Genomic DNA, 24,493 nt, shown 5'->3' with positions numbered 1-24,493 from the left:
GGCTGGCTCAATGACCCTATTGTCCGTTCAAAATCTCACAATTGACATTCCGACCGGGGATGGCGATGTGCAGGCTGCGCGCGACGTGAACTTTTCTGTGCAGGAAGCCGAGCTGTTCGGTATTGCCGGGGAGTCGGGTTCAGGCAAAAGTGTATTGTCTCAGGCAATCATGGGGCTGCTCCCGCAGGCCAAGATTTCGGGACAGATCAATTTCCAAGGCAGCGATCTGCTCAAGCTTCCGCCCAAGCAGATGCAGCGGTTGCGCGGCAATCGAATTACCATGATCTCGCAAGACCCGCTTTCGAGCCTCCATCCATTCTATACGGTTGGCGACCAGATCACCGAAGCAATACGGACCCATCGTGAGACGAGCGCCCGCGATGCACTTGCCGAGGCCATAGAGGTGCTCGGCAGGGTGGGCATTCATGAACCCGGACAAAGGGTCCATGACTATCCTCATCAGTTCTCCGGCGGCATGCGCCAGCGCGTAATGATTGCCATGGCCATCGTTCTGCGCCCGGCCCTGCTTATTGCCGACGAACCCACGACAGCGCTCGATGTGACAGTTCAGGCCCAGATCATCGCCCTTCTCAACGAGATGCGAAAGGAACTGGGCACGGCAATCATCATGGTCACTCATGACCTCGAATTGTTGTCGTCGGTCGCGGACCACGCCATGGTCATGTATGCGGGCAATCGCATGGAGATAGGCCCCGCCGAAGCGGTACTGCGCACGCCGGCTCATCCTTATACCCTGGGATTGCTTCGCTCGTCTCCCAGTCATGATGTCCGAGGCGATCTTGAATCAATTCCCGGCCAGCCGCCCAGCCTTCTGGTCGAGCAAAAGGGGTGCGCTTTTGCCCCGCGCTGTGCGCTGGCGCTCGAAATCTGTTCTGGCAAGCGCCCCCCGTTGCGGCGGTTCGAGGACGGTACGCAATCGCTGTGCTGGCTCGAGAACAAGGCCGAACGGGGTCGTGTGGCTGCTGCACCCGTACCGAGCGATGACGAGGCTTCGCAGAGCGATATCGTCGTCAACGTATCGGATGTGCGCCTGACCTATGGTGGGCAGTCTTTTCTCTCGAACAAGCCGGGGGTCGAGGTGCTCAAGGGCGTCAGCCTTCAATTGCCCCGTGGCACGACGCTGGGAATCGTGGGCGAAAGCGGTTGTGGCAAGTCCAGCCTTGCCCGCATCATCGCTGGCTTGACCCCGCCAGGCTCGGGAGACGTCCAGATCGAAGGCGAAAGCATCGTTGGCCTCGATCGGCGGGCCTGGGTCGAGATGCGCAAGCGCATTCAGATGGTGTTTCAGGACCCTTTTGGATCGCTCAATCCAAAGCGCCGGGTAGGTTCGATCATCGGTGATCCGTTTCGTATCCAGAAGGTGGCCAGCGGAATTGATCGAAAAAACCGGGTCCGGGACCTTATGGAAATCGTCGGGCTCAATCCCGAGCACTACAACAGGTTTCCTTCCGAATTTTCCGGTGGCCAAAGACAGCGCATCGGAATCGCCCGGTCGCTGGCACTCAATCCGTCCATCATCATATTCGATGAGCCGGTTTCGGCGCTGGATGTGTCTATTCAGGCGCAAATCCTCAATCTGATCATCAAGCTTCAGCGCGAGTTGGGCCTGTCCTACCTATTCATCTCCCACGATCTCGCGGTGGTACGCCATGTGAGTTCGCGCATTGTCGTCATGAAAGACGGTCAGGTCGTGGAGCGGGGCGATACCCAGACACTGTACGACAATCCTCAGCATCCCTATACGCGCGAATTGCTGGCCGCGGCCGATCCCCAATATCGCAATGCAGGCAGCGCGCCCGTCGTTGACCGGGGGCTGATCGCATGAGCAGTGAAATCAAACAGCGCAGTTCCTTCGAACTTACGATACGACGCCTGATCGCCGACAGGGCCGGCCTTGTGGCCCTGGCGTTTCTGGTCGTGCTCATCGTCATCGCCGTGGGTGCCGACGCGATAGCAGCATTAACGGGACATTCGTCCGCCGAGCAATTTCGCGAGACGGGCCTGACGCCAACCGGACTGCCCGTACCCCCCAACGCCGAGTTCGTTTTCGGCACCGACCAGCTGGGACGAGACGTTTTCGTTCGTCTTGCCTATGGAGCGCGCATTTCGCTTTCGATCGGGTTCGTGGCTTCCCTCCTGGCGGCCATAATCGGCATCACGGTGGGTCTGGTCGCGGGGTATTTTGGGGGCTGGATCGACGCTGTTCTTGGCCGTGCGATGGACCTGGTGATGAGCATCCCGGTTCTGCTTTGCATGCTTTCACTGGTGGCCGTATTCGGCCCCAGCCTTACGCTCAGCCTTGCGGTTATCGTCTTCTTTTCCTGGACAACGATGGGCCGGGTGATCCGGGGGCAAGTACTGTCACTCAAGGAGCGGGAGTTCGTCATGGCGTCGCGCTCGATGGGTGCGGGGCACCTTTCGATCATGGTCATGGATATACTACCCAATCTGGGTGCACCCATCATTATCTACACCACCATGATGGTTCCGATCTCGATCATTTTCGAAGCGACACTGTCTTTTCTCGGACTGGGCATCGTCCCTCCGGCCCCGAGCTGGGGGGGCATGCTCGCCGAAGCGGCCAACAATTCGATCTACATGTTTGCCTGGTGGCTCGTCCTGTTCCCCGGTCTGGCACTCCTGCTCACCACCCTCTCGTTCAACATCCTTGGCGACGCTATACGCGATGCGCTCGATCCCAAGAGCACGGTGAAGCGATCGACCAAGAAAAAATCCAGGCCAATCGGTTCGGAATCATGATCTCTTTCATTGCCAGCCGGATCAGTTTCGCCGCACTCGTGCTGCTGTTGCTCAGTGGTTTCGTCTTCACGCTGTTCTTTGTTGCGCCGGGCGATCCTGCTCGCATTGTGGCGGGCGAGCGTGCCACCGAGGCACAGGTGGCCATGGTGCGCGAAAACCTGGGCCTCGACCGTCCCGTAATTGAACAATATTTCAGCTTCCTGGGGCGCAGCCTGAGCGGGGACCTGGGGTTTTCCTATCGCAACCAGCAGCCGGTGATCGAGCTTATCAAAAACCGCATGCCTGCCACGATATCACTTTGCATTGGAGCGGTGATCATGTGGCTGTGTATGGGCATACCCATTGGCATCATGTCCGCCCGGCATCCGGGAAGCGTGCGGGACCGGCTCGGGCAGGGCTTCGTTCTGGTCGGGGTGAGCTTTCCGTCGTTCGTTTTGGGCATGGCGGCGCTCTACTTTCTCTATTTCCTGCCCCGGCAGGCCGGCTTCACCCTGTTTCCCCCCGGAGGATACCGCTCGTTCCTCGAGAACCCATTGATCTGGGCCTGGCACATGGCGCTGCCGTGCTTCACCCTGGCGCTTCTTTCGGCCGCTATCTATGCACGGCTGACGCGGGGGCAGTTGCTCGAAATCCTGGGGGAGGACTACATCCGCACCGCGCGGGCCAAGGGCCTGTCGGAGCGCAAGGTCGTCTATAAACACGGCGTGAGGTCGATCTTCCCGCCACTGACCACCCAACTCGGCGCCGACATCGCTTCGCTTCTGGGCGGAGCTCTGGTCACCGAGCAGGTGTTCGGACTGCAGGGGATCGGATCGTTGGCGGTGCAGTCAGTCCAGACACAGGACCGTCCTGTCATCATCGGAGTGGTCATGCTGGCCGGGTTCTTCATCGTCCTCGCCAATCTGGTGGTCGACTTTCTCTATTTTCTCCTCGATCCCCGCATCAGGTCCTAAATGTCTGCCATCGCCCACAGTCCGCGCGCGCGCGACACATACCCAACGGCCATTGGATCGGTCCACGCCTCCCGCCACACGATTGCAAGAATTGGAGAACCGGGCTTGGAAACGCTCTGGACACGGACCGCCCGCCTTGAGGTGACCTCCGACCCCAATCTGCCCGAGAAGGTCGATGTGGCCGTTGTCGGTGGTGGTTTCACCGGCATGACAGCGGCGCGCGAACTTCTCAATGCCGGCCTCTCGGTCGCTGTTCTGGAGGCGGGCAAGATCGGCAACGGAGCAAGCGGTATGAATGCGGGCTTTGTCGTGCCCAACTTCGCCAGGGCAGATGTTGCCGGTGTACGGGCAAAGCTCGGCCAAGAACGCGGCGACGCCCTGCTGCGTCTGGTCGGTGATGGCGCAAATGCCGTTTTTCGAACGATCGAGGAAGACGGCATTGACTGTGATGCGCGGCAAACCGGCTGGCTGAATCCCGCTTATGGCAATGCCGCGGCCGAAATGCTCAAGGCCCGCGCTGCGCAGTGGCGTGAGCTGGGCCGCCCCGTTTCGTTTCTGGATGCGGCGGAAGTTCGGGCCCAGACGGGTATGAGCATCTACTCGGGAGCTTTGCTGGACCAGGAAGGCGGCACCATCCACCCGCTCGACTACCTTCGTGGCCTGGCCCATGGCGTACAGCGTCGTGGCGGTACGGTCCATGAGCACCATTGTGTTGAAAGGGTCAGCTCCGAGCACGGCAACTGGCGCCTGGTCATGCGTTCTGGCGGGTCGATCAGTGCACGAAAGGTGCTTGTTTGCACCAATGCGTTCACAACCGGGGTCGCCTCCAGGATGGGGCGGTCAGCGGTGCCATTGAAGGTGTATCAGATCGCCACCACGTCGGCTGATCCGTCCACGGTTCGCCGCATTGCCCCGGACGGCAGGCCAGTAGGCGATACGCGGCAGAACCTGTTCACTTATCGCCTTGATCGGGACAATAGGCTGATCAGCGGGGGCATGGCCACAGTGCCGCTGGGCGCATTTGCGCGTCTTGGCCGGAGTGTGGCCACGCGCCTGGGCGAGGAACTCGATCTTCCAGATGCCGTAAGCCCGGAAATTGTGTGGAGCGGCACGGCGGCCATGACCCCGGACTTTCTGCCACGCCTTTACCGGTTCGGTGACGGGTGGTTTGGCGGAATCGGTTGCAACGGAAGGGGCATAGCGATGACTGCGCAGTTGGGGCGTGTCCTGGCCCGCGCTGCCCTGGGAGAGTCGATCGACGAATTGCCCATTCCCGTGCGACCCCTGCGCCCGCTGCCCTTTCACCGGTTTACACCTCTCGTTGCCTCTGCGGCGCTTTTGCAGGCTCGGCTCAAGGACAGGTTCGTTCAATGAGTATCGCGAGACGTTGTTGCACCAGCCACACCCCAAATCCAGGAGCTGGATCCGAACCCGGCCGTTTTCGCCCCCAGGACAAGTGATATGAAGCATCTCGCCCATCGAATTACCGGCACTTCGAAAAAATCGTTCGGCATGTATGCCCGAGCGGCCGCCAGTGGTCGCGACAACCTGATCCATATGGAATTGGGCAAACCCTATGCCGATACGCCCCGGCACATTAAGGACGCAACGATTGCAGCGATCGAGGCCGGAAAGGTTCACTATTCCGATCTTCCCGGCATCCGTCCGCTGCGTGAGGCCATCGTTGCCAAACTGGCGCGGCAGAACGCGCTGCAGGTGAGTTCCGACCAGATCGTTGTCACCAATGGCCTTACACACGGCTCCTACGCCGCATTGATGGCATTCGTCGATGACGGCGACGAAGTTATTCTGCTCGAGCCCTATTATCCGCAGCATATTGGAAAGGTCGAGCTGGCCGGCGGCGTGCCCGTCCCGGTTGCACTGGATGCCGAGAACGGCTTTGCCATCGATACGGACCGGATCGAGGCCGCGATCACGCCGAAAACCAAGATGATCGTTCTCATCAATCCTTGCAATCCGACTGGCCGCGTCTATACGCGGGCCGAGCTCGAGGCACTCGCCGACATCGCCAGGCGCCACGACCTTATTGTCGTGTCCGACGAAGTCTATGAAGAGATTACATACGATCACGCCAAACACGTTTCCATTGCGTCTCTGCCGGGTATGGACGAGCGCACGGTAACGCTTTTCGCCTTTACGAAGAGCTATGCGATGGACGGCTGGCGCATCGGGTACCTGGTCGCTCCCAAACAGGCCGTTTCGGCAATACTGAAGATCACGGCCAATGATGTGACTCACGTAAATACCTTCGTACAGGAAGGCGCGCTGGCCGCTTTGACCGGGGATGCCTCTGTTCTGACGGAACTGGTTGCCGACGATCGCAGAAAGCGTGACCGCGTGGTGACCCGGCTGAACCAGATTTCAGGAATCAAGTGTGCGTGGCCCCAAGGCACGATCTACGCCTTCCCCAACATCTCCGCGCTCGGCGTTCGCTCGCAAATCTTTGCAGAGCGCCTTATGGATGAATGCGGGGTCGTTGTTGAGGCCGGCAGCTTTTACGGTGCCGCCGGCGAAGGGCATTTGCGTATGTGTTTTGGTGCCTTGTCTCTCGATGAAATCGATGAGGCGCTTGATCGTATGACCTTGTTCGTAAGAAGTTTAGGATAGCAGGACCGAAATTTGTAATTCCATATTGCTGGTCGTTGCCGCTTACCCCTACTAGACTGAAGTGGTCGCGCGCAAAGGCAACAGGCGAGGTAAATCGATTGCTCGAAAGCAAACATTCGACTGGTGACTTCAAGCCGGTATCATCTCGCAAGACGGTCCACGACCTGGTCTATGAGCAACTTCGCGACGCGTTGATGTCGGGTGCTTTTGAGACGCGCAAATCCTTTACGATTGCATCGCTGTCCGAACGGTTCCACACTTCGCATATGCCGGTGCGCGAGGCGCTGCGCCGGCTTGCATCGGAGAATGCGCTCAACATCTCCGCGTCGGGCACGGCATTTGTGCCTGCCATCACGTCGTCCCAGTTGGTCGATATCAGTCGTGCGCGCGTCATCGTCGAAGGAGCAACCGCCAGACTTGCGGGCCCGAATTTGACCCCAGAGGACATATCGGCGCTCGAAGAACTGCTTGATCATCATCGCGCGAGCGCAAGTGCAGGCAAGAATACGGAAATGACGGCTGCCAACCGCGCCTTCCATTTCGCCATCTATCGCGCTGCAAACAGCCCGGTTCTGCTCAGTCAGATTGAAAATCTCTGGCTCCGGTCCGGTCCTTATGTCCGGTTTCTTTCTGATCGAATGAGCGCTCTGCTCGAGACCGACCATAGAGAAGGTTTCACCGATCACCACGCCGCCATGTTGAAGGCGATCAAAAAGGGCGACTGGGACGCCCTCGGTGCGGCTTGCGAGGCCGATATCCAGACGTCCCGCGATCTTCTGCTCGATATCTGGTCATCAGAAGAACAAGCCGCGTCCGGGCCGGGCGTCTAGCTCGGCGCCCTGCTGCAATACCCTTTGGTTTGCCCAGAGCGTGTCCAGCAAAAGCATGTCCTCGACGCGATCGGGGATGGAAACGGTTTTGCGGTTCGGACACGCGACAAAACAAGGGCTTGGAGCCAAGGATTTGAGTCAATCAAATCCTGATCGGCTCTAGGCGAACGCGAGTATTTGTCAGCGTGCGGGATATCAGCATTGATCGACATGGCTCCCTGTGATCATATGATCACATCTTGGAAATCTGCATGGTGGTTAGGGTATGGCGAAGCGTTGGGCAATCTCATCGGGATCGCGGTTTGAAAAGCTTGCAGGATACTCCCGCGCCGTTGTCGATGGCGAATGGGTGTTCGTGTCGGGTACTGCGGGGCATGACCCGGCTGACGGCTCCATTTCGGCAGACGCTGAGGAGCAGACTCGACAGGCCCTGCGCACAATTGCCACCGCATTGGGCCAAGCCGATGCCAAGCTTTCAGACATCGTAAGGCTGCGAGTTTACGTCGCCGATCGGCAGGACGTAATGACTGTATCAAAGGTTCTGGGTGAGCATTTCTCGGACCCGCGCCCCACCAACACGACAATCATTTGCGGATTTCCTGTTGAGGAAATCAAAGTCGAAATTGAAGCGACGGCGCTGAAGCGGCCCGAGTAGGCGCAGACGGTGTTACAAACTACGCCCTGCCGATACGCAAGAGCCAGTCGGAAAACGTGGTGTCGGTGCTGGGTACTGTGTGACCGCTGCGCGCGGCGGGGCGCGCTTCGCTTGGGCTGAAGCCATAGCGCGCAGAGAACTGCCGGTAGAACGAACTTAGATTGGCAAAGCCATACTCATAAGCGATCGCGCCGATCTGTCTGCCTTCCTCGGCTCTGGCCAGCGTTGCATAGCAGGCGGCGAGACGCCGGTTTCGGATGTATGTGGCGACTCCCCCCTGCTGCTCGAAAAGATAAAAAAGCTGGCGGCGCGATACGCCGATACTGGCGCAGATGGTGTCGGGCGACAGGCCCGGCCATTTCAGATTGGCATTGATGAAGCGCCGCGCCCTCTCCAGTTGGGCAGCCGCGATCGGCACCTTTGCCGCTTCCAGTGACGCCGGATTGTTGATCACCAGGGCCCGGATCAGATGGCCGAAAGCTTCTGTCAGTGCCGAGGCATCGGCCTGGGTCAAGCCATCCGCTCGTGCGATCATTGACAGCATGAAGTCCCGAATGACCTGCGACATTGGCCCCCGCATCAGTTGATGCGCGCCCTTGTCGAGGTGATCGGCGATGTCCCAGAAGTCATCGCGCGCAAAGAACAGGCTGCTGTAATTGGTGTGCTCCATTACCCCAGAGAAGGGGGTTGCATAGGAGTGCAGCAACAAACTGCCGGGCGAAACAGCCAGTTCATTGTCATCGTTCTGATAGCCGACCGGGCCCTTGGTGGTGACACTCAGACACCAGTGATCGAGACCAAGTTTGCGCTGAATATCCCTGGTATAGCGGATATTCATTGGCGCAAGCTGAAACGAGGTCAGTTGCAGGCCGCCCAGGTGATAGGACGCAGAACTGGCCTTGAAGCCCTCGGCTGGCGGTGTGATTGCCTCGAGTTCAGCCATGGAGTTGAACGCACTCCAGGCGTCGAATTGCTCGATGGTTCTGACCGAGTCCGTGGAAAATTTCAGACTTGGGACCAGCCGGCTTCCGGCACCCCGAAGGTCACGCGGCGTCACGAGTTCGGCTCCGTCGCGCCCTGAAAATTCTGCACGCTAGTGTCCCGGGTGTGAAAAGTTCAGCATGCATGAATGTGAATATGCCGATCGATATTATCGATTCTAGCATGGCACCGTGCAAATGCAATGAACTGCTTGGGCAGGAGGGATGGACCCATTCGCGATCACCGGTGAAGCCCGCTTGCACCACCGCTCTACCAGAATTGCGCAAGGCCAAAGCCACCAGCGACTATACCTGCGTGCAAATCTTTTTGCGCTGCATGCAAAGTCGGGCGCTCTCCATCGCCTGCTGGCATTTCCTCACGTAAGCCAACTCGACCAATTGCGCTCACGGGTACGGCTGCGCGCCAGGATGCCCGAGACGATTGCAATCAGCCATCGTCGCTGGGAGTCGGAATCGGCAGCGTTGAGGATTTTTAGTATGATGGACGATTATTCCGCCCCGGCTCGCTCATTATCGGCGGGGAAAACGCACGTGCCGCCGGCGCGAATTGCCCCGCCATCACGATCGAAACCGACCGGTCGCTGGGGCACGGTTCTTCGGAAGTTGGCCAGTCTGGCTGCTGTTGCCGCGGCGATTGCAATCATTCTTGGACATCTGGTCTTGCCCAACGGTCTGGTGATCCCCCTCTATGGGGTTCTGGTCATCGGCTATGTGACCGGCAAAATTGTTCTGGCGGAAATCTACCGCCTGCGTTCGGCTCGCCGTCCGTCAAGCGACACCACCGGGCTGTCCATAGATACCGCCATCGCCTTTTATAACGAAGACCCCGATCTGCTCGAGGCGGCGATCCACAGCGTACTCGCGCAGCGAAATGTGCGGCTCGGCCAGGTCATCGCGGTAGACGATGGGTCGACGTCCATAGCCACCTTCGCTCATGTGAAAGGGGTATTTGCGGACGATCCACGCGTCGTGCTGATCCGGAACGAGCAACAGGTTGGCAAGCGGCATGCCCTGGGCGTGGCCTTTGACCGGCTCACCGCGCCCTACACGGCGCTGCTGGATTCCGACACTGTGCTCGATCCACGCGCCCTGTCCCATCTGTTGGCGGCGATGGACTCCGACACCGCGGCGGTGACGGCCAATATCCGTGCCCTCAATCGCGACGTGAACTGGCTTACTCGGATCATCGACGCGCGCTATCGCAATGCCTTCATGGTCGAACGCGCGGCCCAATCGGTCATGGGGTCGGCCCTCTGTGCATCAGGCGTTCTGTCGGTCTATCGATCCGGCTTCCTGCGGGATGTGAAAGATGAGTGGATGGAACAGCGCTTTCTCGGGCAGACGGTCCATTTTGGCGATGACCGGCGGCTGACGGCGCTGGCGCTGCAGCGCGGCAAGGTCGTCATTGCTCTCGACGCCGTTGCGTCCACCCAGGTGCCCACCAGCCCGGTACAGTTCATGAAGCAGCAGTTGCGCTGGAACAAGAGTTTCCTGCGTGAATCCGTGCTGGCTGTCAGAGATTTTGGCGTCCTGAGCTTTCCCGGCCTGTTCAGTTTTGCCGAGCTGTTCTTCTGGTTCTTCTATCTCTCCACGATGGCCAACATGCTGATCTTCGACCCCGTGGTGGGGACGTGGTCGATCCTTGCGATCTGGTTGGCCTACGTCCTGGCGGCGGGTCTTTTCCGCAACGTCACTCTGATCCTGCGCGAGCCCAGGCTGATCCTTCTCGCGCCGCTCTATAGTCTGGCCCATCTCCTCATCCTTACCCCGCTGCGTGTGGTGGCCCTGCTCACGATTTGGGACAATCGTTGGGGCACGCGCTGACCAAGGACTTTAGGCCGGCGTGGCGGGCGGTGCGACGTAGCGCCGGCGCCAGAGCACGAACGGCATGGTCAGGATCCAGGCGGTGATCGAATAGATCACGGCCGGCAATGTTGTATCGGGCAGCCCGGTGCCGGCCCCCAGCACCAGAAGGCCCACGGTGATCCCCAGCGATCCGTTTTGCGTCCCTGATTCTATCGCTATGGTGGTGACATCCCGGGCGTTGAGCCCCGCCAGCCTGCCACTGGCCAGGCCGATCAGCAGCAGCGCCGCGTTCATGGCGATCAGCGCTGGTCCCAGCACCCAGAAGTTGGACGAAAATGCACCCCAATTGCTAACCAGCGCCGCCAGGATCATCATCACGAATAGCCAAAAGGCCAGACCCGATATCCAGGACGACGCTGCGGCTACAAAGCGGGGGGTGAACTGGGTCAACGCCATACCGAGGCCGACCGGGACGGCCGTCAGCACGAAAACCTGCACCCCGAGCGCCGTCACATCGATCGCAGGGGCTTCCGAGCCGAGAAAATGGGAAGCGCTCAGAGCCACAAGGATCGGCAGGGTGATGGTTGCCACCAGTGAGATCACCGCGGTCAGCGAAATCGACAGGGGCACATTTCCCTCTGCATATCGCGAGGCGGAGTTTGACAATATGCCTCCGGGGCAGGCCGCCAGGATCATGACCCCAAGCGCCATTTCTGCCGGCAGCGCAAAAAGCGTGGCGACGGCAAAGGCCACGATCGGCACGACGATCAATTGATTGAAGGCGCCGATGCTGAATGCCCTGGGCTGAAGGGCAATGCGCCAGAAATCGGAGGGTCGAAGGCCAAGACCGAGAGAAAACATGATCACGGCCAGAATAACAGGCAGAATGACTTCGATAAGCATCTCTGCTCCACCGCAATAGACGACACGGACCAAATACCTTAGACGGCGTCTATCGTAGAACGATCATGGCAACAAGCGGCTCGGCTGTTGCAGTGTCCCCCAACTCTACGCCGGCATGACCCAGATGGTGCCCGAGCGCGGATTGCGGGTCAGGGTCGCATCGATCCGGAACACATGAGCGAGGTTCTCCCGCGTCAGAACGGTGTCGGGCCGATCACAGGCGACGAGTTCACCGCCGTGAAGCAGGCAAAGCCTGTCACAGAACATGGCTGCCAGATTCAGGTCATGAAGTGCCGCGACGACTGTGATGCCCAGATCGCGAATGAAGCGCAAAAGGTTGATCTGGTGGTGGATGTCGAGATGATTGGTCGGCTCGTCCAGCACCAGAACGCTTGGTTGCTGAACCAGGGCACGCGCCACCAGAACCCGCTGCCGCTCGCCGCCCGACAACGTTCTGAACAGTCGGTACCTGAGCGGTTGCAGTTGCAGCAGATCGAGTGACGCCTCGATAAGCGCATCGTCGTGATCGGTGTCCGCCTCGAAAAGCCTCTTGTGCGCCGAGCGGCCCATGGCGATCACATCGGTGACGGTGAGCGGAAAATCGGCGGGCATGTCCTGTAACACAGCGCCGACGCGCCGGGCGGTCCACTGCGCCGACTGCTGCCAGACGTCTTGCCCGTTCACCAGGACGCGACCGCCGGAGGGACGATTGGTGCGATAGATCGTACGCAGCAGCGAGGACTTGCCCGCGCCGTTGGGTCCCAACAGGCCGATCATTTCTCCCGGAGCGACATCGAGCGAAACGGAATTGACCAGAGACTTGCCGTTTACCGCAAAACTGACGTCTTCAAGGGACAGGGTCCCCGATTTGACGAAATTCATATCGGCTGTTCCCGAACCTTGGCATCACGGCGCAACAACCAGATAAAGAAGGGGCCGCCGACAAGGGCGGTTATGATGCCCACGGGCAACTCGAGCGGGGAAATGACGGCCCTTGCAACAAGATCGGCGGCGATCGCGAAGCTGGCGCCAACCAGTGCAACGGCCGGAAGCGCCCTGCGATGGTCGGAGCCGACCAGAAAACGGACGATGTGGGGGACGATCAGGCCCACAAAGCCAATGACGCCGGAAACGGCGACCATCACTCCAGTGAGCGCCGCGGTCAGAACAAACATTCGCTGCCGGAAACGGTGAACATCAAGCCCAAGTGCGGTTGCACTTTCATCGCCCGCCATCAGCAGATTGAGACGGCGGGCCTGGATCAGCATTGTGCCCAGACCGATGACCAACGCAGCGATCGGCAAAGGCAGAAGTTTCCACTGCGCGGCCGCAAAGCCGCCAAGCGTCCAGAAGAGAACGCGCGAGGCCAATTGCGGGTCGGGCGAGGTGAGAACCAGAAGGCTGGTGAGCGCGCTCAGCACGGCACTCATGGCAATGCCTGCCAGAACGAGCCGGGTGGGCGTCATATGCCCGCCGGTTCGCGCCACCCAAAAGACAATGATCAAGGTGACGAGTGCGCCGGCGAAGGCAGAGATATAGAGCGTAAAGGCGCCCAGGCCCATCAGACCCCAGCGCATCACGACAACCGCCCCGGTGGCCGCGCCCGAGGAAACGCCGAGGATACTGGGGCCGGCCAGCGGGTTGCGGACAATGGCCTGAATTGTCATGCCGGTTGCCGCCAGCGTCGCTCCGACAGCGCCCGCCAGAATTACCCGCGGCACACGGGTTTCGATGATGATCGTCTCATAGACACCGCGCCAGGTGACGGGCACCAACTCAAAACCCGCAAGCCAATTGACAAGGATTCCCAGCGCCGTGGGCGCCGGGATCGAAACCGAGCCAAACATCAGGCCAAGGACGCCGAGCAACCCCATAAAAATCGCCAATAGTCCCATGGAAAGGCCATAGGGCATCGATGCCGACCGCTCCGGTGCGGACGGCGCACTGACCGCGACGGGCCGGTCGTTGGTCGCATCGGGTGTGGATCGCAGCACCGCGAGGAGCCGGGATTGCTCCTCGCTATCGACGATATCGGGCTTGCGCTCGAGCATGGACGGTTACGCGCCAAAGGCGTCGGGATGGAACGCCCTGGCCATTGCCTCGACAGCATCGAGTGTGCTCGGACCGGGCTGGCCTTTGACCGAATCGACGAGAATAAAGCGCTCGTTGCGTATCGCCGGAACCTCGGAAATGGCTGGTGTTGCCTTGAGCAGATCGATACGGGCCTGGCCCAGTTCGGTATCGGGATCGGCCACGATCTGCCCGCTCGCCGTGCCTGAGTAAAAGACGACGATAAATTCGGGTTCACGCTCTGCAATCTGCTCCCAGCTCACCTGCCCATAGCGGTTGGCCACATCGGCGAAGATGTTTTCACCGCCCGCGGCTGCGACCGCTTGAGACAGGAGCGTATGCCCAAGGACAGCGTTGGGTGTGGTGTCACCGCCATTGTAGATAAAGACCGATATCGGTTCGACGCCTTCAAGGTCTCGGGTGACGGCATCGAGGCGGCCTGAAAGCTCTTCAATCAGCGCCGCGCCACGATCGGGAACGCCGAAGATGGATGCGACGGACCCGATTTCCGCGAACAGCTCGGCAAAGCCGAACGGGCCGAGATTGCAGCCTTCCGTATTGAGCCGGGTTTTCATGCCCAGATCGTGCAGTTGGTCCCGCGTGTGACGCGATTCGCTGAAGCCATCGGGATAGCCGGCATAGACGAAATCGGCTTCGGCTTCGATCAGCTCCTCGGTGGTGGCCACCAGCGGTGCGATGATCGGCACCTCGGCATAGGCGTCCGCGTAGTCCGGGCTGATCGTAAGGTTGGCCATGTAGGAGGTGCCGGCCATCCGGTCCTTAAGGCCCAGCGCGAGCATCAGTTCGGTCGCGTTGTTGGACAGCGTAACGGCGCGTTCGGGCGCGGCCTCGTATGTCGTGGTCACGCCACAGTTTTCATCGGTGTAGGGAAAGCCGGCCTGCTGGGCGATTGCCGGAGCAGCGACAAGCAACGAAAGGGCCAGGGCGCTGGCGATGCCGGCGCGGTGGTGGGCGTGAAGCTTGATCATCAATGAACCTCGGTTGGTATGGTGATGGAAGGAGAAAGGGTCTGGAGCGCCCCGAGCGCTTCCTGTCCGAACAGGGTTGCCATCGCGTCGGCTTCCGGCTCTGGAACTTCGCCGTTGCAATTGAAGATCAGTCGTATGCTTTCGATGCCGGTCTGGTCGCGTAGGGACGCCAATTGCTCGACGCAGTCATCGGGGCTGCCAGCGACCATCTGCTGGCTGAGGAAAAAATCGCGATCGATCGGTTTGATCATATCGAGTGGCCGGTTCTGCGCGATGGCGTAGCGCTTCCGCCGCTCGTACAGCCGCGGGAGCAGGGCATCCACGGCCGCAAGGGCCTCCGCGCGCGTGGGGGCGACGGTCAAATAGCGGGAAATCGAGAAGTTGGCCGGATAGCGTCCGGATCGGTTGCCGGTAATCGCGTCATAGACCGAGAGCTGTCGCTGCTCGGGGGGTTCGAGACTGAGAAGAAGCGGGAGGTGTTGAGCGACGGCAAATCCGATGGTTTCTGCAGTTGAGCCGGCTGCATAGACGGGAATTTCGGCGCCCTCGGGAAGAAGCGGGCCGACCGGAACCGATGACCCCGGCCATGCCCCATCCTCGGGAATGAGTGTTGGTCGAACCCATGCCGATTTCATCAGCGCCAAGGATTGCTCGAACCTGTCGCGGGTGGCCCCGGACGCAATACCCAGTGCGTCCAGCGTCGATGGATGCGTGCCGCGCCCGATGCCAAGGTCGAACCGCCCAGCGCTTTGCCAATGGAGCTGCGCAATTTGTTCGGCAAGAAGCCAGGGATGGTAAAGCGGCAGGACGACAATGGATGTGCCGACCCGAATGCGTTTCGTCCGTGCAAAGATTGCCGCGGCGAGAAGCAGCGTGGAGGGATAGGGGTCGGGCGGCTGCTGGAAATGGAATTCGTTGAACCAGATGCCATCGTAGCCCAATCGATCCATTCTCGCGCAGAAATCGAGAACGGCGTGGTGCTCAAGGGTCTTTGAGCCGCGCGTGAAGCCGGCGATGTCAATTCTCATGGCTGCGCGCCCCCTTCATCTGTGTGTGATGGTCCAAGACAACGGTCTGGCTGCCGGCGCGACGATTGCATGCTGAAACCGGCAAGGCCTGCACGTTCGGCGCGTGGCAGCACAAAAACTTGCAAATTCCATGCAAGTTTTTGTGGCCAGCTTCGCGGGCACGGTTTCCCGCTCTCATTGATGTCGGACCACCGACCCGGGCATGCTGGTGATAATGCAATCCCGGCTGAAGCGCGTCTGCAAAGCAGCGCGCGCCGACGAACCGATTTCAATGTCTGAGAAGAGTATGGCGCCTGCACGGACCCGGCCTCGGTAAGACGGGTGCATCAACGCAATCTAAAGCATGCAGCTGTGGTTTGCTCATTTTCTGCCCCTGCCGGAACACCTCGTCCGGCTTCATGGTATGGTGCCTGGGCAGGTCTCCTGGCTCACGGCTCTGGCGCGTTCGCGGCCTTCCCGGATAAATCCAGTGGCATCATTGCGAAACGCTCGCCGCTTACAGTTGCGAGGGCAGCCACGGCGTTGGCCCCTGATGGGTAATCCGCACCGTGTTCCCTTTTAATCCGCGCACATGGCGGAACCTAAGCGTACCGCTTTTTGCACAACGGGCCAGGTGACGCAAGACGCGTATCCTAGGCCACACAAATGAAAGGCGCCGGGCAAAAGCCCGACGCCTTTCAGCAGCTTAAGAGCAGATCATTGAGCCGACGCGCCGCCGGCCAATTCGGTAGCGATATCGATCATCACCTGGGCCGAGTCCGCATTGTTGGTTTCGGCCATGGCGAAGTGACCCGTACCCGGCGCGCCCAGATCGCCGAAGCTCACCAGTGATGCATCGATCCCGGCCTGCTGCATGGCGGTGAGATGGCAGGGCTGGCCCTCCGCAAGGAAGCTTTCCGGTGCACCGATAAGAACCACCGGAATGTCGGCCAGGTTCGTGAGCGTGCTCACCGCATCCTCGGGCTGTACGTCACAACCTTCAGCGTTCTGCACCGGCTCGAAGCCTTCAGGGAGCGCGGGATCGAAGGTCAGTCCTTCGGCGATGCTGAGCATGTTTGATCCGCTGGCTTCGAACGCGATGATGCCTGCAACGTTTTCCGGCTGCATATCGGCTGCCCAGTAGCCACTGACGCCACCCGCCGAATGCAGGACCAGTACGGCAGGTCCGACGCGCTCGAGCAGTTCGGCAATATCGTTGGCGGCCACTTCATTTCCGGCATAGGGCGTGGTGGACGAGGCGACGATCCAGTTGAGGATGCTTTCGCTTTCAGGGCTTACTTCACCTTCGGGCCAGTTGCTGGCCGCCGCCAGGCGCGCGATCAGGGCGCTTGGCACGCTGGTCAGGCTGCCGTCGCCATAGTCGGGGGAGGCCGGCGACCGCCCGTATCCGGGACGATCGACGATATAGAGATCGAAGCCGGCATTGAGGAAATAGTCGCGCCAACCGTCACGACCATCCGGGGTGTAGTACCAATCGGAAGCCTGACCGCCACCGCCATGTACCAGGATAAGCGGAAGGTCGTGCTGAGGCTCTTCGGGCAAGTAGAATTCGACGTGCATCTGGTTCTTTACGAACACATTGCCGTCGGCGTCAGGCTCGGAATATTCGGCGCCGACATAGAAATTACCCATGTCGCGCAGATGAATGGGTCCGGCTTCTCCGCCGGTCACGGCGCTGTCCTGGGCAAAGGCGCCGCTGGCGGTGGTCGCCATCAAGGCGCTGGCCAAGAGGGCGGTGAATTTGCGGGTCATATGTTTCTCCTCCACAGATACGCGATCCAACTCGCTCCCTCGCCGCGTCGGGAAAAGGCGGGAAAGTCCGAAGTCGCCGGCAAATCCAATCGCAGTGGTGAACTTATTGCCTGCATGATCCGCCCATCCTCCTGCACAATGTTGCTCGTTAAGCACCGGGTGAGCCTTTCCTTTAAAAAAAAGCCGCACCCCTGAGGGCGCGGCACAGTTAAAGCCTTGAACGGCTCGGGAAGACTAGTTGGCAGTGCTGTCGCGCGAGGCAAAGCGCTCGATCTCCTTGCCGATCTCGAAGATGTATTCGGCCGGGAACCAGCCCTCATCGATCAGGCGGTTCGTCTGGGCAACCAGCTGTTCGGCATAATCGGCGGTTGTGGGATACATCTGGGCAATCTGATCGTCGGGCAGCGCGATCGCGGTACCCATCAGGCCGCAAACGAAATTGCCCTCATTTGGGGTCGAGAATGTTTCCCAGGCAACATCAACCTGCGGACTGCGCATGCCGCCAGCGGCGTTGCCGTGTTCATCGAGCACGATGGTGGCGTTTTCTGCATCGCCTTCGAACTCGATTCGGTCGGCCATTGGCGGCCCCTGGCCCTCTGTAAGCCAGTTATACATATAGTCCATGCCCATGAAGACCATGGCATTGAACATGAAGTTATCGATGGGCAGGGTGCATTCGTTCCAGCCGGCCTCATACATCTCCCGCGATTCCAGATGCGGCATGCCGGCGACCTGGTAGAGGCGGTAATCCTCGGAATCTGCTGGAAAGGTTCGTGTGCCGTCATCCCATTCGGTCTGGGTGGCAAGGATGATGACGGGGACGTCGTAAATCGTATCGAGTGCGTCCTGGGACGGACCATTGGTATCCCAGACATACATGGCGTCGATCAGGCTTGATCCATCATCCATCCGGTAGGCCGAATTGCCGTTTTCCTGTTCCATGAAATTCATGGCGGTACGTGAGGTGGCCGAAGCGCCGCTGATTACCATATGCTCGACATTCCACTCCGCTCCAAGTGGGCTGGCGGTCTGCATGAGATAGGCGACCTGTGCAATGATTTCGTTCTGAGCTGGGTCGGCCTGACCTTCTTCGGTGACAGCACCTTCGATGGCCAGATCCGCATAGCGCTCCGCGTTGTAGGCTTGCAGACTGCCGACCAGGCCGGGGGTGTTCACCACCTCGATATAGGCATGTCCGTTCATCATGCCGCCGATCCGGGTAGCCATCCACATCTGCGCCGATTGGGCGGGATGCAGGGTCTCGATGGACGCGTATCCCGAGAAATCGTCTATATCGGCGGGGCGGCGGAACACAATGCGCGTCGTGTAGGGTTCGCCATTGGCCTGGCCCGAGATAAAGAACTCGTCTTCGACATAATCATGGAAGGCCGGTTCACCATAAGCAGGCCACTCCTGCGGAGTCTCCTGGCCCAAAGTCGGACCGCGGCGGCTCGGGTGCTGCATGTCTGTTTCATCCGCCGACACAGGACCTTCGACGTCCGGAAGGGCTGGAACAGATTGGGCCAGAACCGCTGATGCCGCCATCGTCAGGGCAAGTGTGGCAATGGAACTCATCGCGGCTGACTTGAGCGCAAATCGGCCAAAAGGCTCGCGGGAATACAATTTGGTCATGATCTTCCTCCCAAAGATTGACGCTCAAAGGATAAAAAGTTTCGCTATACGAAAAAATATCCGTTAAGCGAAAATAAGTTAGAGGCGACCGCAACCTGCTGTCAAGCAGCCAGCGAAACTCTCACGTTATGCATGGAGCTGGCGGCGACCTTTGGCCTTCCCGATGAGATCGGCCATTGCATGCCTCAGAAGGCCATGTCGGGGTAAGCGCATGTGGCGCGATGCGAACAAGATGGTCGCGCAGAACGTTCACAGGATAGAGTTGGAAACACGGAAGGCGGATGAACCATGGCAAATACGCGCATCGATACCGGACAATCGCTCCTGACCGTGATTGTTGTCGTGACCGTCGAGCCGGACCAGCAGGAGGCTTTTCTGAAACGGCTCGAAGAGATGGTCGCGACATTCACCCGTCATCAGCCTGGCTTTGTCTCCAGCGCTATCCATGCTTCCGAAGATGGAGGCATGGTCGTCAACTATTCCCAATGGTCCGACAGGTCCGCTTTCGAAGCTTTTCGCGATCACCCGAACGCGGAATGGCACATTGGAGCGCTTGATGATGTCTGCCAGAGCATGGACGCGCGCGTTATGCCCCCTCACTTCGTTTATTCCCAATAGGTTCTCTTTTTAGGCCCGCTAGGTGTCGACTTGCGCCCGCCGATAGGCGGCGGGAGTAGTGCCGCTCAGGCGACGGAAATGGCGCGTGAGATGTTCCTGACTTGCGAACCCGCATTCAAGTGCGACGTGGGCGATGGGTAACCTCGTTGCTGTCAGCAGCAATTGGGCCCTTTCGACACGCAGACCCAGCAAGTAGCGGTGGGGTGAAGCCTTGAGGTGCGTTTTAAACAGGCGCCCCAGATGCGAGGCGCTACACCGCACATGCCCACCCACCTCGCTCAGGGTGATTGAGCGGTCGAGATTGCCGATCATATATTCGACGGCGCGGGTGACCATTGTGCTTGAGGTCTTGTGGGGATTTGAAAGAAGACGGTGCTTATTGTCGTCCTGTTCCGCATGGGCGCAGGTCAGATGGCTCAGTATTGTGCTCGCCAGACTGTCGAGCAAATTGGAACTGACCCCCATGGGGATATCGACGACGTCGCGCGCCATATTCAGCAGGCCATCGAGCACCTCGTCCGAAGCGAGCATCAGCGGCCGGCTCAGATCAGGCCTACGGTCACGTGAGCCTGTCACCGCCACGCCCTGGGGCAGGGCAAGCGCCGCGTAAAGATTGAGACCACCTTGTTCCACTCGTAGCCTGAAGGCACTGTGAGGTGGAATGACCAGCACGCCACCCTCCGCGAGTGTTCGGGAATAGGCCCTGTCGGAATAATAAACATCGGCTGAAATCTCGCCGCCCACATGGCGAATGATCACGAGATCCGACGTCGCACTGAATGAAGCTGAAAATGGACCTTCGCGGCGCATCTCCACGCTCATGCTGCGGCGTTCGCTGGAAATCGGCGGTGAGCCTGTGAGCGACGTGCGGGGTTGTTCCAACCGCGCAATATGCATCTGCATCTATCGTCTCCATTGCATCCGGATTGTGGCCCGGCAGATATCGGGAACCCACGGAAGGAACATATGCTTCGCGCGGGTTCCCGGGTCCTTGAGGGGCCTGGGATTTCCCGGGCCCACCCTTGAGGCATCAGAAGCCGAAAAGGGCTTCGCTTTCGGGCCGCTCCATGCCCTCCTCGTGGAAACGCTCCCACATCTGGGCCCAGGGACGTCCGAACCAGTCGGGAACCAGATAGTCGATTACCTGGCCTGGTGAGACCGGTTGGGCGCGCCCGTCGACCGGATAGATGGTCGGATTGCACTCGACGAAGATGTAGGGATCGCGTTCATCGAATTCGCCGAGGCGCTCAAGTACACGCACCATGCGGATTGGCTCGACCAGTGCTTCGGGATCATAAATGATCGCCTCGTGCCGCAGTCCGACCAAATTACCCTGGTCGTCGGTTTCGGGAGAATAGATTTCAACCGTCTGCATCTGGTTGGAATGCTCGAAGCCGCCATGGGTCATCCAGCCTTGGATGTTGGAGGTCCAGGTAATCAGATTGTCCCCGTGCCAGACGCCGATGGTTTCCCCATACCAGCGCGGGACGGCCTCACCGAGACGCGGCACGCTGCCTTCTTCGATGGTGAAGTCTTCATCGATGTGGATCTGTGTGAGGAAGTTGTCGGCAACGCCGGTGAGAATCTGAATGATATCCTCGTTCATCAGCACCTGATGGTCGCGGACAGAATGCTCGTGCCAACGGCGCAGGAAGCCCTCAGGCCAGCAATATTGGCTGGGCCACATGGCAGCGTTGGTGTTGGCATGATGATAAGCCTCCTGAACGAAACGCTTCTGGTATTCGGGGGTGAGCAGCGACACGATCGTTGTGGCCTGAATGATGCGGCCCCAGAACCAGTTCTCGCTCGAGTCGGTATAAACCCCGTTCCAGTCGGGCAAATCGTCCATGGGGCGCTTGAGAGTTGCTCCGGCGTTCTCGGCTTCTGCGAGGAGAGCCTCGTAGTGCTCCTGCGCGGTCGCGAACGGGTAGGGGCTGACGATGTCCGCGCGCGGATAATCGGCATCGCAGAAGCCCCAGGCGCCGGATTCGGGTGGATTGTCACCGATTATGGCGTTGCCGTAGGCCCCCCACTGGCTTTCCAGTCCCATGGGACTGTTGCAGCGGAAGTAGCGTGGATCTGACCACAATTCGGCGTCCTGATAAAAATCGTCGGATGTGAAAATGTCGCGCTCGAGCTGTTCGACCCCGTCTGGAACCTCACCATTTTGAGCGGCGATGGCTTCTCCTCCAAAAGCCCCGCCGCTTCCCGCGCCGACGGCCTGATGGCCTTCCTGGTCGGCCATTGGCCAGCCGAAGCCGGCGCTCTCATGTTCGTCCTGTGCAATGGCCGGTTGAACCAGCACCAGGCTGATAACGGCCAAGGACGTGAAAGCCAGATGACCTGGCAATCTCAAAGTCATATTGGTCTCCTCCCAAAGCGAAATATTCGCTGTACGAAAAAAAATCCGTACAGCGAATATTGTTGGCGAACCCGCCAGCCTTGTCAAGCCGAGAGGGAAGCGGGGGAATGAAGCGGTGATCTAGCCGTGCAAGCGCTGGGCGATGTCGGCCAGATGGCGGCCCTGCCACGCGGCGCCGTCGAGTTCCTGCTCACTGGGCATGCGCGAGCCGTCCGAGAGCGTGACTGTGGTCATTCCGTAGGGCGAGCCGCCGCGGACCACGTCTACACCCATCTGGTCCTGATAGGCGTAGCCGAGTGGCACAATGATGATGCCGTGATGCTGCAATGCGGCCTGGGTGCTCAGGATGGCCTGTTCCTGTCCGCCGTGCTGTGCGGCGGTTGAGGACATCACTGTCGCCACCTTGTTGACCAGCGCCCCCTGGGCCCATAGCGGTCCGGTCTGATCGAGAAAGTTTTTCATCTGGGAAGCCATCATGCCGAACCGGGTCGAGATGCCGAAGATGAAGCCATCATACTCGGCCAGTTCGGCCGGGCTGGCAAAGGGCGCGTCCTGTTCCAGCTTGTAATAAGCGCTTCGAGCCACCTCTTCCGGAACCAGTTCGGGCACACGTTTGATGGTCACATCCGCACCTGTCTGGCGCGCTCCATCGGCCGCCGCCTGGGCCATTGTCTCCATGTGACCGAAGCTCGAATAGTAAAGTATCAATATTTTTGCCATGAAAACCTCCGCTAGGCGAAAAATAGTTCGCAATGCGAAGGTTCGACAGTTCGACTTCGGAAGTCAAGACCGGTGCCAGTCCCAAAAAGTGGCGCGGAGGACGACAACAGCTCTATCCGTCCCGATTGGTTCTGATTGCGCCCTAACGTCCGGCGGGAGTGAGGGCGGTTTTGACCAGAACCGGGTATTGAGACAGCTTTGCCGTAATGTTTCGCGAGGCTTGAAGCAGCAGGGAAAGGCGCTCTTCGATAAGGGCTTCTGCCGAAAGACGCCCGCTGTACCCCGAGGTGTTGATCGCTGCCACTGCGCGGCCCTCACTGTCGAATACCGGAACCGCGATCGAGGCAATGCCATAATCGAGTTCGTCTATGCCAAGAGCGTAGCCCAGGCGCTTGGCTTCCTTGAGAACCTGCAGCATCTCGGTCTGATCGGTCACAGTTCGATCGGTCATCGCCTTGAAGGGCGCCGTTGCAAGAAAGCGGTTCTGTGTCGTCGAATCGGCGTGAGCCAGCAACACTTTTCCCAATGAGGTTGCGTGAGCCGGATAGCGCGCGCCGATCGCTGCGATGGGGCGCACGGCGCTTTGGCGCGAAGTGTGGGCGAGGTAGAGCACCATGTTCTCGTCCAGGATCGCCACCGACGAAGCGTCCCCGAACACATCGACAAGCTGGCGCAGCTCGGGAAGCAGGAATTCGTCGATCTGGCTCGAGCGCATATAGGACGAACTCAGCGTCAAGACTCGCGCACCGAGCGTGAACTTCCGGCCGTGCTGGCGCACATAACCCAGGATCGAAAGCGTGTAGAGGCATCGCCGTGCTGTGGCGGGAGACAGCCCGGTCCGCGCGGCGACTTGCGACAATGTCATCTCGACATTCTGGCTGTCAAAGCACTCCAGAACGGCAAAGCCTCTGGCAATGGCCGAGTTAAATTCTTTCTCATCGATAACCTTGCCATCCAGAACACTTGACATGGTGCCTCCTTTCCATAAAATATTCGCTGTACGGATATGAATTCGCTCAGCGAAAAAAGTCAACCGCTAAAAGCGAACCGTAGCCGGGAGGAGAATCTATCAATGGACAGCGCCCACAGCGCAAGAGGAACTGCGCCGACACCGATGCCTGCCGTGATGGCTGGCTACGGTTTGGCCGAATATGGTGCGTCGTGGTCCGATAGTGACCGCGTCCTTGTAACCGTTCATGGACGCGATCGGACGAGCGATGAATTGCCCATCGGCTTTGTCTCCCATCCCGTCTCCCGTGTCACGCGCATCCTGGCCCCCCATGCGAACAGCAAGAGTTGGTACGATAGTCGTTACGACGCTCCGCGGGCCGAAAATGCCGATCAGGTGAATGTGGGGCTTGGAAAAATCGCGGCCGCGTTTGCGCTGGCTGGCGAAAAGGGCATCCCTACATCGAAAATTGTCCTCGCTGGCTTTTCCCAGGGCGGATGCATGGTGGCCGAATACCTCTTGAGCGGAGCGCAACGCCCGGCAGCCGCTGCGATCTTTACCGGCAGCGTACTCGACATTGCCCATCCTCGCCAGCCAACTGCGGGACTCGCCGGCATGCCGGTCGTGCTTTCGGGCGGCGATGCCGACCCTTGGTTGCCGGCGGCCGATCTCAGAGCCACTGGCACGCTGCTCGAGGCACTGGGGGCCGATGTTCGATTTCAAATATTTCCCGATGGCGACCACGTGGTCCGCAGCCAGGAAATGTCGCTTCTAGGCGAACTCGTTCAAGGAGTTGGACCTAGGACATAACCCTGC

At 59.6% G+C, this 24,493-nt stretch carries 22 protein-coding genes, 1 pseudogene and 1 riboswitch; of the genes and pseudogenes, 11 read left to right on the top strand and 12 right to left on the bottom strand.

Annotated features, from left to right (window positions below; translation table 11 throughout):
* The first annotated feature begins 10 nt into the window (after window positions 1-10).
* The 8 genes and pseudogenes from V6617_RS16030 to V6617_RS16000 all read left to right on the top strand — a co-directional run bounded on the left by V6617_RS16030 (window position 11) and on the right by V6617_RS16000 (window position 7,847).
* Window positions 11-1,846 carry an ABC transporter ATP-binding protein gene (locus V6617_RS16030; RefSeq protein ID WP_338607925.1) on the top strand — a complete coding sequence of 612 codons (1,836 nt, stop codon included), beginning with the start codon at window positions 11-13 and terminating at the stop codon, window positions 1,844-1,846.
* Window positions 1,843-2,781 carry an ABC transporter permease gene (locus V6617_RS16025; protein ID WP_338607924.1) on the top strand — a complete coding sequence of 313 codons (939 nt, stop codon included), beginning with the start codon at window positions 1,843-1,845 and terminating at the stop codon, window positions 2,779-2,781. The genes V6617_RS16030 and V6617_RS16025 overlap by 4 nt, the downstream gene beginning before the upstream one ends.
* Window positions 2,778-3,734: an ABC transporter permease gene (locus V6617_RS16020; protein ID WP_338607923.1), complete on the top strand. Its 957-nt coding sequence runs from the start codon at window positions 2,778-2,780 to the stop codon at window positions 3,732-3,734. The genes V6617_RS16025 and V6617_RS16020 overlap by 4 nt, the downstream gene beginning before the upstream one ends.
* Window positions 3,735-3,839: 105 nt before the next feature.
* The gene (locus V6617_RS16015) at window positions 3,840-5,108 is read left to right on the top strand and encodes an FAD-binding oxidoreductase (protein WP_338607922.1); all 1,269 of its coding nucleotides are present in this window, start codon (window positions 3,840-3,842) and stop codon (window positions 5,106-5,108) included.
* A gap of 87 nt (window positions 5,109-5,195) precedes the next feature.
* Window positions 5,196-6,362, top strand: coding sequence for a pyridoxal phosphate-dependent aminotransferase (locus V6617_RS16010; RefSeq protein WP_338607921.1), 1,167 nt, complete (start codon window positions 5,196-5,198; stop codon window positions 6,360-6,362).
* 194 nt (window positions 6,363-6,556) lie between these two features.
* Window positions 6,557-6,628: pseudogene (locus V6617_RS19030) on the top strand (hypothetical protein); the annotation flags it as partial.
* The gene (locus V6617_RS16005) at window positions 6,629-7,192 is read left to right on the top strand and encodes a GntR family transcriptional regulator (RefSeq protein WP_338607920.1); all 564 of its coding nucleotides are present in this window, start codon (window positions 6,629-6,631) and stop codon (window positions 7,190-7,192) included.
* Window positions 7,193-7,457: 265 nt separating this feature from the next.
* On the top strand, window positions 7,458-7,847 hold the full coding sequence (locus tag V6617_RS16000; RefSeq protein WP_338607919.1) for a RidA family protein: 390 nt from the start codon (window positions 7,458-7,460) through the stop codon (window positions 7,845-7,847).
* Window positions 7,848-7,866: 19 nt separating this feature from the next.
* On the opposite strand, the gene V6617_RS15995 is transcribed toward V6617_RS16000, so the two are convergent.
* The gene (locus V6617_RS15995; RefSeq protein ID WP_338607918.1) at window positions 7,867-8,904 is read right to left on the bottom strand and encodes a helix-turn-helix domain-containing protein; all 1,038 of its coding nucleotides are present in this window, start codon (window positions 8,902-8,904) and stop codon (window positions 7,867-7,869) included.
* Window positions 8,905-9,451: 547 nt separating this feature from the next.
* Here V6617_RS15995 and V6617_RS15990 point away from each other — a divergent pair.
* A complete protein-coding gene (locus V6617_RS15990; protein ID WP_338607917.1) occupies window positions 9,452-10,672 on the top strand; it encodes a glycosyltransferase in 1,221 nt (406 codons plus the stop codon).
* Window positions 10,673-10,681: 9 nt separating this feature from the next.
* Here V6617_RS15990 and V6617_RS15985 read toward each other — a convergent pair whose 3' ends face one another.
* From V6617_RS15985 to V6617_RS15955, 7 genes are all read right to left on the bottom strand, one after another.
* A complete protein-coding gene (locus V6617_RS15985) occupies window positions 10,682-11,557 on the bottom strand; it encodes a bile acid:sodium symporter family protein (protein ID WP_338607916.1) in 876 nt (291 codons plus the stop codon).
* Between the two features lie 105 nt (window positions 11,558-11,662).
* Complete coding sequence (locus V6617_RS15980) at window positions 11,663-12,439, bottom strand: ABC transporter ATP-binding protein (RefSeq protein WP_338607915.1); 777 nt, start codon at window positions 12,437-12,439, stop codon at window positions 11,663-11,665.
* Entirely contained in the window at window positions 12,436-13,608 is a 1,173-nt protein-coding gene (locus tag V6617_RS15975) for an iron ABC transporter permease (RefSeq protein ID WP_338607914.1), read from the bottom strand. The genes V6617_RS15980 and V6617_RS15975 overlap by 4 nt, the downstream gene beginning before the upstream one ends.
* A 6-nt stretch (window positions 13,609-13,614) precedes the next feature.
* A complete protein-coding gene (locus tag V6617_RS15970; protein WP_338607913.1) occupies window positions 13,615-14,616 on the bottom strand; it encodes an ABC transporter substrate-binding protein in 1,002 nt (333 codons plus the stop codon).
* The gene (locus tag V6617_RS15965; protein ID WP_338607912.1) at window positions 14,616-15,644 is read right to left on the bottom strand and encodes an LLM class flavin-dependent oxidoreductase; all 1,029 of its coding nucleotides are present in this window, start codon (window positions 15,642-15,644) and stop codon (window positions 14,616-14,618) included. The genes V6617_RS15970 and V6617_RS15965 overlap by 1 nt, the downstream gene beginning before the upstream one ends.
* A 396-nt stretch (window positions 15,645-16,040) precedes the next feature.
* Window positions 16,041-16,244: riboswitch (cobalamin riboswitch) on the bottom strand.
* 96 nt (window positions 16,245-16,340) lie between these two features.
* A complete protein-coding gene (locus V6617_RS15960; RefSeq protein WP_338607911.1) occupies window positions 16,341-17,396 on the bottom strand; it encodes an alpha/beta fold hydrolase in 1,056 nt (351 codons plus the stop codon).
* Window positions 17,397-17,630: 234 nt separating this feature from the next.
* Complete coding sequence (locus V6617_RS15955; RefSeq protein ID WP_338607910.1) at window positions 17,631-19,028, bottom strand: alpha/beta hydrolase domain-containing protein; 1,398 nt, start codon at window positions 19,026-19,028, stop codon at window positions 17,631-17,633.
* 288 nt (window positions 19,029-19,316) lie between these two features.
* Between V6617_RS15955 and V6617_RS15950 the strand changes: the two genes are divergently transcribed.
* On the top strand, window positions 19,317-19,646 hold the full coding sequence (locus V6617_RS15950) for an antibiotic biosynthesis monooxygenase family protein (RefSeq protein ID WP_338607909.1): 330 nt from the start codon (window positions 19,317-19,319) through the stop codon (window positions 19,644-19,646).
* Window positions 19,647-19,664: 18 nt separating this feature from the next.
* On the opposite strand, the gene V6617_RS15945 is transcribed toward V6617_RS15950, so the two are convergent.
* From V6617_RS15945 to V6617_RS15930, 4 genes are all read right to left on the bottom strand, one after another.
* On the bottom strand, window positions 19,665-20,549 hold the full coding sequence (locus V6617_RS15945; protein WP_338607908.1) for a helix-turn-helix domain-containing protein: 885 nt from the start codon (window positions 20,547-20,549) through the stop codon (window positions 19,665-19,667).
* A 127-nt stretch (window positions 20,550-20,676) separates the two neighbouring features.
* Window positions 20,677-22,008, bottom strand: coding sequence for a hypothetical protein (locus tag V6617_RS15940; protein ID WP_338607907.1), 1,332 nt, complete (start codon window positions 22,006-22,008; stop codon window positions 20,677-20,679).
* Between the two features lie 120 nt (window positions 22,009-22,128).
* A complete protein-coding gene (gene wrbA, locus V6617_RS15935; RefSeq protein ID WP_338607906.1) occupies window positions 22,129-22,728 on the bottom strand; it encodes an NAD(P)H:quinone oxidoreductase in 600 nt (199 codons plus the stop codon).
* A 142-nt stretch (window positions 22,729-22,870) separates the two neighbouring features.
* Window positions 22,871-23,698, bottom strand: a complete 828-nt coding sequence (locus V6617_RS15930; RefSeq protein ID WP_338607905.1) for an IclR family transcriptional regulator — start codon at window positions 23,696-23,698, stop codon at window positions 22,871-22,873.
* 102 nt (window positions 23,699-23,800) lie between these two features.
* Between V6617_RS15930 and V6617_RS15925 the strand changes: the two genes are divergently transcribed.
* Window positions 23,801-24,487, top strand: coding sequence for an alpha/beta hydrolase (locus tag V6617_RS15925; RefSeq protein WP_338607904.1), 687 nt, complete (start codon window positions 23,801-23,803; stop codon window positions 24,485-24,487).
* Window positions 24,488-24,493: the final 6 nt, after the last annotated feature.

The sequence above is a fragment of the Pelagibacterium nitratireducens genome (assembly GCF_037044555.1).
GTDB lineage: Bacteria > Pseudomonadota > Alphaproteobacteria > Rhizobiales > Devosiaceae > Pelagibacterium > Pelagibacterium nitratireducens.
This window is presented reverse-complemented; position numbering and strand designations above follow the sequence as displayed.

What these genes read in the sequence shown, in the direction of transcription:
- V6617_RS16000 (WP_338607919.1), top strand. Translation starts at nt 7,458, where the DNA reads ATGGCGAAGCGTTGGGCAATCTCATCGGGATCGCGGTTTGAAAAGCTT.
- V6617_RS15985 (WP_338607916.1), bottom strand. Translation starts at nt 11,557, where the DNA reads ATGCTTATCGAAGTCATTCTGCCTGTTATTCTGGCCGTGATCATGTTT.
- V6617_RS16005 (WP_338607920.1), top strand. Translation starts at nt 6,629, where the DNA reads ATGCCGGTGCGCGAGGCGCTGCGCCGGCTTGCATCGGAGAATGCGCTC.
- wrbA (WP_338607906.1), bottom strand. Translation starts at nt 22,728, where the DNA reads ATGGCAAAAATATTGATACTTTACTATTCGAGCTTCGGTCACATGGAG.
- V6617_RS15965 (WP_338607912.1), bottom strand. Translation starts at nt 15,644, where the DNA reads ATGAGAATTGACATCGCCGGCTTCACGCGCGGCTCAAAGACCCTTGAG.
- V6617_RS15955 (WP_338607910.1), bottom strand. Translation starts at nt 19,028, where the DNA reads ATGACCAAATTGTATTCCCGCGAGCCTTTTGGCCGATTTGCGCTCAAG.
- V6617_RS15960 (WP_338607911.1), bottom strand. Translation starts at nt 17,396, where the DNA reads ATGACCCGCAAATTCACCGCCCTCTTGGCCAGCGCCTTGATGGCGACC.
- V6617_RS15940 (WP_338607907.1), bottom strand. Translation starts at nt 22,008, where the DNA reads ATGACTTTGAGATTGCCAGGTCATCTGGCTTTCACGTCCTTGGCCGTT.
- V6617_RS16025 (WP_338607924.1), top strand. Translation starts at nt 1,843, where the DNA reads ATGAGCAGTGAAATCAAACAGCGCAGTTCCTTCGAACTTACGATACGA.
- V6617_RS15925 (WP_338607904.1), top strand. Translation starts at nt 23,801, where the DNA reads ATGGACAGCGCCCACAGCGCAAGAGGAACTGCGCCGACACCGATGCCT.
- V6617_RS15950 (WP_338607909.1), top strand. Translation starts at nt 19,317, where the DNA reads ATGGCAAATACGCGCATCGATACCGGACAATCGCTCCTGACCGTGATT.
- V6617_RS15970 (WP_338607913.1), bottom strand. Translation starts at nt 14,616, where the DNA reads ATGATCAAGCTTCACGCCCACCACCGCGCCGGCATCGCCAGCGCCCTG.
- V6617_RS16030 (WP_338607925.1), top strand. Translation starts at nt 11, where the DNA reads ATGACCCTATTGTCCGTTCAAAATCTCACAATTGACATTCCGACCGGG.
- V6617_RS16010 (WP_338607921.1), top strand. Translation starts at nt 5,196, where the DNA reads ATGAAGCATCTCGCCCATCGAATTACCGGCACTTCGAAAAAATCGTTC.
- V6617_RS16020 (WP_338607923.1), top strand. Translation starts at nt 2,778, where the DNA reads ATGATCTCTTTCATTGCCAGCCGGATCAGTTTCGCCGCACTCGTGCTG.
- V6617_RS15980 (WP_338607915.1), bottom strand. Translation starts at nt 12,439, where the DNA reads ATGAATTTCGTCAAATCGGGGACCCTGTCCCTTGAAGACGTCAGTTTT.
- V6617_RS15975 (WP_338607914.1), bottom strand. Translation starts at nt 13,608, where the DNA reads ATGCTCGAGCGCAAGCCCGATATCGTCGATAGCGAGGAGCAATCCCGG.
- V6617_RS15945 (WP_338607908.1), bottom strand. Translation starts at nt 20,549, where the DNA reads ATGCAGATGCATATTGCGCGGTTGGAACAACCCCGCACGTCGCTCACA.
- V6617_RS15930 (WP_338607905.1), bottom strand. Translation starts at nt 23,698, where the DNA reads ATGTCAAGTGTTCTGGATGGCAAGGTTATCGATGAGAAAGAATTTAAC.